Source organism: uncultured Acidaminococcus sp. (assembly GCA_900538365.1).
Taxonomy (GTDB): Bacteria; Bacillota; Negativicutes; order Acidaminococcales; family Acidaminococcaceae; genus Acidaminococcus.
Map to the genome: position 1 here is coordinate 18,622 of UPXT01000021.1, position 9,750 is coordinate 28,371.

Sequence of the window (9,750 nt, forward strand, 5' to 3'; positions counted from 1 at the left end):
ATTACATGTCATAAAAATTTTAAAAACAAATGAAAAGGACTGTGAAGCGATGGAAGGTCCATACAGCTTCACAGCCCCTTGGGTCACAAGGCGTTATTTTCCACAAACGATCCGATTGGCAGCCGCCTTGGTCAGTGGACTCTGGGAATGATAGGAATAGGTATAGGTACCATCTTCCCAAGTAAGGGTCCGGTAGGCATCTTTATCACCGCGGCCGCGGATTTTATAGGAACCATCGATCCAATGGGTATCAACGGCATACTTGGTGTAATCCCCACTGATATCACCGGCCGATCCCTTTTGGGTCCTGTACAGGGATCCATCTGCATAGGTAATCTGGGCAAGACCATCTGAAAAAAGATACCTGCCGGCCACTTTCTTATTTTTCAAAGAAGCCGGTACCTTGATCGTATGCCCCACCTTCTTTTCCATTTCGGTCAAAGAACTGTATTCCACCATGGGATTAGGGGCTTGTGTTTTACTTTTTTCAGCAGCAGCTTCCGTTAACAGACGGGCTGCATCCTGAAGCTGAGATTGTTGAACGGTAATGGAAATCGTTTTGCCTTCAATTTTTACATCATTGAAAAAGACACCGAAAAGGGAGACCGGAACGTATGTCACGCCCTCAACCACCTGAGGCGCATTCGTAAATTTATACGCAGCATCAAGGTTGATGACCTTAAGCTTGCCTTTTCTTTGGTAGAGGGTTTCACCGGGACGAAATTCCATGGACGCAATGCTCATGTCCAGTTTGGAAGATGCCGTTTCCGGATTCCAGGAAACAGTATAACCCAAAGCTTCTGCCACAAGACGCAGCGGAACCATGGTTTCCTTTTGACGCACAAGAACAGGCGTTGGCAATGAGGCGGCATCAAGGGTCTTGCCGTTTACAATGAGGACATGGTCTTTCTGGAAGATGCCGACTTCCTCCTTCGGACTGGTCTTGACTGCAGCTGCCGGAGCCGCATCTTTGGGCGCGCTTGAGGAAGCGGCCGCGGCAAAACCAAGGGAAGGAGCGGCAAGAATGCCGCAAAGAACAAGGGCTGTCAGTTTTTGATTCATAGCGATTCCTTCTTTCTATTGTAACGATGTTCTCTTTTCATTGTACCACAAGAACAGACACGGCAGGGATAAACCGCTTCCTTCGTCTGCCGCTCAGCAGCTCGTCCCAGGTATCTTTCCTTTCAAAATCAGGCCCTATCAGAGGCAAACACATCCCTGATCATGGCTTCCAGCTGACGGATATAAAGCGGTTGGTCTGCCTCACGGTGCGTAACAAGATCAAGGCGCAGGGTTTCTGTCAGCTCCTTGATGGCAAGAATACGCAGGGGATTTCCCGCCGCTGTTTCCGACCCGTGGAAACGGGCCATTTCGACAAGACTTTCCGCCAAGTACATCCCTACAAGCCCCGTCCCGCAAAGCCGGATCTGCGCATTGGAATCGCTGACCCTCACAAGCGTATCCTGAACAAGATTCTGCTTTTTTTCATAGCGCTCCACAACGGTGGCAAGGGTACTTGCTTCCGCATTCTGTACGAGAGGAAGCGTATCATATTCCTTCGTGTCGATGATGCCTGTCCGCAGGGTCTTAGGATAAGCGCCTGGACTTTTGGCATGGGCCTTGAGGTAGGAATCCGTTGCAAGGAAAAAAACCTTCTCTTCCTTTAATGGGGTGAAGACAAGCTCCCTATTCACGGGACAGTTGACGCCTACCAAAAAGTCAATCTTCCCATCAAGGAGGCGGCGGGCTTGATTTTTCACATCATCAATGACCACTTTCAGCGTCACATAGGGAAATTTTCGATGATAGGCTTCATACAAGCGCGGCAAAAAGAACTGGACACGCCCGGCATTCATGCCGAGGGTCACTTCTCCCTGCGTACCTTCCCAAATGGCCTCGATATTTTTCCTGCAGGATCGCTCGATTAATTCAATGCGGCGCAGGGACCGATAAAGAACCTTACCGGCAGGGGTCAGCGCCATGTAAGGGACCCGTTCAAAAAGGGGCCCCCCCATTCGGCCTTCCAGTTTCTTGATATGGGCACTCAAGCACTGCTGGGTCACATAGGCCCGTTTGGCGGCACGGGTAAAGTTCAGTTCCTCAGCAGCCAGGAGAAACATTTCCGAGTCCGTATCCACTCACATCACCTCCAAGATGGCTTTATTGTATCACAAATAAATGATTGTGATGCTATATATATTTCCTTTCAATCTATTGTAGAACGTCCTCTCCCATGGTAGAGTATGACCATCAAAGGAACCGCGACTTCCTTTGATGCCATGTATGGAGATCACGAGAGTGGAAGTGCCTCCACGATTATCTTCTCTCTTGTGCACTGCATGAGTGAACCCCCTTTCAACATTTTCCTTTTCTAATGACAAAGCCCCCCTGCGCAGCGGCGTGCGCAGGGGGGCTTTGTCATTACCGGCGAAAACGGTAGCCGGCGCCCCAAACAGTTTCAATGTAGTACGGTTTGGATGAATCCTCCTCAATCTTTTCCCGGATCCGATTGATATGAACGGATACGGTAGAGGTATCGCCCAAGGAGTCTTCTCCCCATACCCGCTCAAAGAGCGTATCCTTGCTGAATACGATGCCTGGATTCTTGGCAAGAAATGCAAGCAGTTCAAATTCCTTGTTGGGAAGAAGGATTTCTTTGTCCTGCAAAAAGACCTGATGGGAAGATAAGTCAATGACCAGGTTTCCGCAGCGAAGCACTTGAGGCGTCCTATACTCCCGATTAGTCAGCTGTTCATAACGGGAAATATGGCTTTTGACCCGGGCCACCAATTCAGTTGGACTGAAGGGTTTGACAATATAGTCGTCGGCACCCAGTCCCAAGCCCCTGATCTTGTCGATATCTTCCTGTCTTGCGGAGACCATCAGGATTGGGATATCCTTTTCTGCTCGGATTTCGCGGCAGACCTGAAAGCCATCTTCCCCGGGAAGCATAATATCCAAAAGGATCAAATCAACAGGAGAACTCAGGGCTGCCTTCTTTCCCGAAAGACCTGTAAATTCCATCTGGACTTCAAATCCATTAGCTTCCAAATAGTCCCTCTCCAGTTCAGCAATCCCTTTATCGTCCTCGATAATCAGTACCTTTTTCATGCGTCCTCCTTTGCTAATGGAAACTCCATGACAATCTTCAATCCATGGGGTGTTGCATTTTCAGCCCAAATGATACCCTTCATTCCCTTGACCAGCTCCCGTACGACGGCAAGCCCAAGTCCACTGCCCTTGGCCGGATTGGTCCTTGCTTTATCGGTCCGGTAGAAACTTTCAAACAGATGGCTTAGGTCATCGGGTGCAACCCCTGGCCCATCATCGCTAAAAACCAGCTGGACCCACTGTTTCCTTGGAACCGACAATTTCATGACCATATGCCCCAAAGCAGCCGTCTTATATTTGATGCTGTTGGAAAGAAGGTTCGTTACAATACGGGAAAACTGGATCCGGTCAAGAAGGACCTCGCATTCCTCTTGAGGAGCCTCTACCTTGAGCAAAAGCCCTTGGCTTTTGAAGTGTTCCGACTGTTCCTCAACATAGTCCTCCAAATATGCCTTAAGGGGAACCTTCTCCATATGGTATTCCATCTGCCCCAGGTCCAGCTTGGAAAAAAGGAACAGGCTTTGGACCAAATTTCCCATATGCCTTGCCGTATCGATGATCATCCGAAAATAATGGTCTTTTTTCTCCGGTGTATCTGCAATCCCGTCCCGCAGGCCGCAGGCATACCCTTCGATCTTGGTCAGGGGCGTTGAAAGGTCGTGGGAGATTCCTGCAATCATTTCCTTGCGGTTCCGTTCATATCGATCCCGGGTTTCCCGTGCCATCTTGAGCTGGCGCCGCGTCAATTCAAAGGCCATCATGGTCATCCCGATTTCGTCTTCACTATCTACAGGAACCGGCGTATCAAGATCCCCCTGGGCAATATGACTAGCCGTTACCTGCAGGACCTGCAGCGGTTCAATGATCTGCTTGCCAAGATAACGGGACAGCTTCCAGCCAATGATGATGATCAGCAAGGTGACCAAGCCGCAGACCACATAAAAGCTCTTTTTTAATAGAGCCTTGGAACTGATATCGATCAGTTCCCCATCCACGACCAAAGGGCCTTCTCCAATTACGGCAAGACGCAGCCCACTCTCATCAGAAAAATAATGGAACGCCAGCCCCTTTTCACCCCAGGAGATGGAGCCTCTTCCGCTGGGAGCTTCTGAAAGCGCTTGGGAAAGGGTTTCCATACCCTGTGTATCTTCTGTTTGATAGATGATGGCCCCCTGCTTTCCAATGATGACCACCCGACACCCCAAAGCCTCCAGATGATGGGCAGAGTCCACAAGGTCCTTGCTCTTTTTCTTGAACTGATCGGCCCGGACACGAAACCGGGTCAATTCAAATTGGGTTGAAAGTGTAGGCCCACTTTCCGGCCAAAGAAAGGAAAGGATTGTTGACCGATTCAAATTGCCAAACTGAAGGCTCAAGAAGACAAGGGCGCTTAAAAGGGCCATAAAGATCACGGGAATGATGATCATGAAAAAATTAGATAACAGCAGCCGCTTTTTTATGGAAAAATCTCGTATATGTATCATGCGTCCTCCTACACAAACACGCTGGAATCCACTTTTTTATTATACTACAAAAAGAAGGGATTCCTGCTAAGAGGAATCCCCTTTATAGGGGTTATGGTGCAGCTTTTCTCATGACCATCCACATCCCATCATCATGGACGCATTCCCAGGTCCCGTCAATATCCGTCTCAAAATCCTGCATGTCCCCACTCCGTACAACAGCGATGATTTCCTTATCTTCTGAAAGGGATTCTATGGAAGCAAAGGGCATCATGTTCTTTGCATTCCAGTCCAATGAGCCCGGAAGCAGCTCTGGAATTTCATTCTTCCATTTGAGCCTTTTTGCCATATGACCCGAATAATAGGTAAGGGAAACCGGATAACGGCCTCCATAGGCAACGACTGTCGTGTCATTTCCGGCCAGGGCCTTGACTGCCTGGGCCGCATCATAAGCAGAGGCTTTCCGGCATTGCGGAACGGCTACCGTATAAGTGAGGATCAGATACACGGTCAAAGCGCCTCCTGCCAACCCTTTTACAAGACGTTCATGTGGAGCCAAAAAGGAGGAAAAGAAGACGGCAAGCGGCAGCATATAAGGAAAAGTATAGGTCATATATTTTGTCTGGACAAGTTCAAAGATAAAGACTGTCACAAAAGCCCATGAGGCAAAAAAGGCCGTCCGAACATCCACTTCGGGAAGTTTTTTCTGGCAGGCCACATGCCTGCAGAAGCTCCGAATCTTAAGAGCCCATTCTCTTCTTGAGCCTAAAAGAGGCAAGGTAAAGGACCAAGGGGCCCAGCCCAAAATAAAGATAAGGAGATAGTAGTACCAAACATTTTGGCGTGGATGTTCCGAAACGGTAGCCCGCAAAAAATTATGGACGCCAAAAAAATTCAAAAGAAAGTCATGACCATGCAGGACCGTCATTGGTCCATACCAAAGACCGGTCAAAATCAGGTAGAGCAGTCCTCCGGAGACCAATTTCATGTGCGTCAAGGCTTTTATGTCCCGCCGCCACCAGAGGAAAAATAAGATGATAAGACCAGGAAGCCCCAGCCCTATCGGCCCTTTGACCAAGGTCCCGATGGCTGCTGCCGTATAGGCCGCATAGTACCAACGGGATTTTTTTTGCGTATAGCCTAGATAAAATGCCATCAAGGTCATTTCTATAAAGACAAACAGCGTCATATCCGTAATGATAGCTTTTCCAATATAAAAATATTCGGTACAAGTCAAAAGGAGCAAGGAAGCCATCAAAGCCCTTTTGGCTGAATACAACCGCTTCACAAAAAAATAGGACAGCTCGATTCCTAGAAGGCCAAATAAAGCGGAGCCAAAGCGAGCAGCAAAGGAAGTCACGCCAAAGAGCCTAAAAGAAAGGAGCAATTCCCAATAGTAGAAAATGGGCTTGTCATACCAATAATGACCATAGATCCTTGGGGAAAACCAATCTCCGCTTCGGAACATTTCAAGCGCGGTTTCAGCATAATTTGATTCAACCGGATCGGTCACAAGAAGGGCCTGATTCCCAGCAAACATAAGAACGGCCCCCAAGACCAAAAGGATCCAAGGATAAGAGCGTTCTTTTTTCATGACTGAGCTTCCTCCTGACGGGCCTGGTCCTGAGCAAATCGCAGGGTTCGAAAGAGCCCTTCTTCCAAGGTCATCTTTGGCGTCCAAGCCAATAAGGTCCTTGCCTTTGCACAGCTCAGCACAGAACGATGGATGTCTCCGCGACGCTTAGGGCCTTGTTCATGAGGAACACTGTACCCTGCTGCCTTTTCGAGCATCGTCAATACCGTTTTCAAGGAAACTTCTTTTCCCGTACTGACATTATAGACAGCATCACGGCGTGTTGTTACAAGGCTCTTTACAAGGGCTTCGGCCACATCACGGACATAGATCCAGTCTCTAGTAGGAACAGTTGTTCCCAAAAAGGTGATGGGACGATGGTGCGCAATCTGATTGGCAAAAATCTGGATAACCCCGCCGGGATCCTTACGGACTTCCCGCTCTCCATATACATTGGCAAAGCGAAGGATCACCCATTCCATGGAAAAAGAAGGTGCCAGCATACGGATATAGTTTTCTGCCGTCAGCTTGCTCAACCCATAAGGAGACAGCGGACATAAAGGCGCATCTTCTGCCAACGGCAGGAGTGCTTCTGACGGATGGCCGTAAACGGCTGCAGAAGAGGCAAAGACGAAACGGCTGACATGGGACTTTTTGGCGCCTTCCAAGACGGCAAGGGTCCCACCGATATTAAGGGATGCATCCTGGAGCGGATTTCGTTCCGAAGAAGCGACTTCAATTTGGGCGGCCAGATGGATGACCGCGTCAAAATGTCTGGCTGCCATAAATTCCTGAAACTGAGGCGTCAGGATATCAATTGGATAGAAATGAGCTTCCAAAGGAAGCAATCCTGCATGACCTCGCGAAAGATCGTCGACAACGGTTACATCATATCCTTTTTCGATTAGACACCTTACGGTGTGATTGCCGATGAATCCGGCTCCTCCAGTGACCAGCACGTTCATGGGACCACTCCTTTGATTCCTTGATTTTCATCAGTATAAGAGCCGAATCTAAACAAAGCCTAAACAAAGGAATAAGCTTTCCGTAAGCCCCTGCAAAATCCTTGTAAGGTGTTCGCCTTGATGATCTTGAGGAAAGATCATCAGAAAGAAGTTCCCCAGGCAAAAAAATCATTGTTTCACGTGAAACAATGGAAAAGTCTCCCTGGAGCATCCAGGGAGACTTCTTAAGATAACATTGATATTAAGTTGACGTGACATAGGCACACAATTCTTGCAATGAAAACGGTTGCCCTTTTCAGGAATCGTTCCCGTTGCGCTCCGGGAACGACTCTATATTTGATAAAATTCCCAAGGAGGAGCTTATCATCAGAAAGTAACAACAAGCTGGCTCCAGAGCGTACGGGCATGTTTTTCGGAGGTTTCACCTTTTTTGCCCTTCAAATCATAGTAGTCAACTTCAGCTACCATGTTCTTGGCAAGGGTCAGATTGGCCCCCACCTTATAGCCCTTGAATCCATAACCTGCAAAGGCATCCCATGCACCATCCATGGTGTGGGCGATAACCGTCGGAGCAGACTGATCATAGTAAGCTGCAATCAGGCCCCAGCTGCCCGGTTTATCTTCCTCAGCTCCGCCATAGGTCAGACCTACGACGTAACCGTCATCATCGCCGTCACGATATTCGGAAAGAAGGACATCTTTATCGCCTTTCAGGTACATACCAGAAAGATTCAGTTTGCCAGCGGTGTAATCAGCGCCAACCGTCCAAATCTTATTGTCACCATTCAGGCCAAAATCTTCAAATTTAACCTCCTTGGCCTTGAGGTAGGAAGCTGCCAAATTGAGGTTGCCCCAAGTCCCACCTAATTCAGCTTGGTAGAACGTATCGGCAACGGAAGTATCGGTATCATCGTTCCAGCCAAAATCGCTTTCACTGGCCATCTTTCCATAAGCTGCCGTGAGATAGGCATGACCAAAAGGAATGGTTGCCCGAACCGCGTCGACCTGGCTGTCATAGATATTCCCATTGCCGAGGAATTCATCATAGCGGCCAGCTTTAATGCCGACAACCCCTATATTTCCTTCCAAGAAAGCTCGCTGGAAATCGGTATCACTGTCGCCAGATTCATTCTTACCTTGGAAATACTGATGATTTTCAAGCATGGCTATATAGTGCCAGTTATCGTTCACTTCACCGGTGAACCAGAGACGGGTCCTCAGGTCCGATTCGGAATTGCTCCCATCATCGTTCTTGAATATGCCGCCCTTGTTGCTTGCATAGCTCAACTGGACTTCACCAGTCACACGAACATGATCCGCGTTCTTTTCGAGTTTTGCTACTCTAACGCCAAGATTATCGAGCTCATCGGCAAATTCACCAACAAGCTTATCATCTGCGCCAATAGCTCCTTTAGCCAGCGCCTTTGCAACAATCTGGGCCATTTCATAGCGGGTCATGGTACGGTCGCCTTTATACGTGCCGTCAGGATAGCCATCGACAATCCCTGCCGCAGCCAGCTTGGCAACAGCAGCATAAGCCCAATGACCAGCAGGAACGTCAGAAAAAGGATTGGCTGCAAGCGCTGTGCCGCTGATTCCCAGGGCAAGGGCCAGGGCTGTGACAAATTGTTTTTTCATTATTTCCTCCTTTTATACCAAAAGAAAGGAGCAAGCAAAGTTTCCTAGGTTTCCTTTACTTACTTATTTTTTCTTTTGGTTAGTTATAGCTAACATAATTAGTATACCGGATATGTCCCTTTTTGACAAGCCCTTTTTCTCCTTGTGGCAGCGTCCCCTTTTTTGTTATGCGTAAGGCTTTTTAAAGCGTCAGCTTGGGAAAAATATCTATGCTGACCCCATTGCTTTGCCATCCTTCCTGCAGCTCATGATGATGCTGCTCGTCTGCACCTAATCGCTGCGCCTTATCTCTAAAAAACCGATTTCGTCCCCGCGCGAATTTCGTAGCTGGATGGTCCATACCCTCAATCAATATTCCTCCTCGATCTCAAAAGATAGCTGGAAAGCCATGGGCAGCACTGACTGATACACTTTTACTTACAAAGCTGTCTGCCACTATGTTAAGACCCGCATTTATGTAAATCGGGCGGCATCACGGGCTGGGAAAACGCTTTATTAACCCCTTAACGGGCTGCCCCATCCAGAGGACTCCTGATTTAATGGCCTGCTCTTTCTAACGATCAAACGAAAAGAGCCCGGTTCCTTTTTTGAGCCCGGTCCATCCCCATTTCCATGATCAACTAGGCGCTCGACTTTTCGTTCACTTTTATGGACATGGTGTTAAACTCGGCTCATGCCATGAAAATAAATAGGAGCTTTGGTGGATAGTAAAATAGGGAGATACGGACCGTCTTATTTCAGGGGAATCCTTCGTATTCCTTCAAAAATTGTTTCTAAGCGTTTTTATAGCCTTTTATATAGATTGAGTCGTGTTTTAAAAAAAATCCGCTGAGAATCGATTTTTACGCATGTTTTCTGATTGGCGTTTTCCTAAAGAGTCCTGTCAAAAAAGAACTTCTTTGGTTCTATAATTTATTTTGGGGCGCTAAAGTGACCGTCCAGGTGCGTGTCCTCTCAGCGCCTACTTTTTTCAATAAAAAAATAGGCATATGCACTCAAA

At 47.9% G+C, this 9,750-nt stretch carries 7 protein-coding genes; all 7 read right to left on the reverse strand.

Going from position 1 to position 9,750, the window contains the following annotated elements:
- Nucleotides 1–93: 93 nt before the first annotated feature.
- Nucleotides 94–1,062, reverse strand: a complete 969-nt coding sequence (locus QZQ08_RS05680; protein WP_296329193.1) for a stalk domain-containing protein — start codon at nt 1,060–1,062, stop codon at nt 94–96.
- 128 nt (nt 1,063–1,190) lie between these two features.
- Nucleotides 1,191–2,138 carry a LysR family transcriptional regulator gene (locus tag QZQ08_RS05685; protein WP_296329195.1) on the reverse strand — a complete coding sequence of 316 codons (948 nt, stop codon included), beginning with the start codon at nt 2,136–2,138 and terminating at the stop codon, nt 1,191–1,193.
- Nucleotides 2,139–2,421: 283 nt separating this feature from the next.
- A complete protein-coding gene (locus tag QZQ08_RS05690; RefSeq protein ID WP_296329197.1) occupies nt 2,422–3,111 on the reverse strand; it encodes a response regulator transcription factor in 690 nt (229 codons plus the stop codon).
- Nucleotides 3,108–4,538, reverse strand: coding sequence for a cell wall metabolism sensor histidine kinase WalK (locus QZQ08_RS05695; protein ID WP_296329200.1), 1,431 nt, complete (start codon nt 4,536–4,538; stop codon nt 3,108–3,110). Before QZQ08_RS05695 ends, QZQ08_RS05690 begins: the two co-directional genes overlap by 4 nt.
- Before the next feature lie 148 nt (nt 4,539–4,686).
- Entirely contained in the window at nt 4,687–6,168 is a 1,482-nt protein-coding gene (locus QZQ08_RS05700; protein WP_296329203.1) for a glycosyltransferase family 39 protein, read from the reverse strand.
- Nucleotides 6,165–7,112, reverse strand: a complete 948-nt coding sequence (locus QZQ08_RS05705) for an NAD-dependent epimerase/dehydratase family protein (protein ID WP_296329207.1) — start codon at nt 7,110–7,112, stop codon at nt 6,165–6,167. Before QZQ08_RS05705 ends, QZQ08_RS05700 begins: the two co-directional genes overlap by 4 nt.
- 366 nt (nt 7,113–7,478) lie before the next feature.
- The gene (locus QZQ08_RS05710; protein ID WP_296329210.1) at nt 7,479–8,750 is read right to left on the reverse strand and encodes an S-layer homology domain-containing protein; all 1,272 of its coding nucleotides are present in this window, start codon (nt 8,748–8,750) and stop codon (nt 7,479–7,481) included.
- Nucleotides 8,751–9,750: the final 1,000 nt, after the last annotated feature.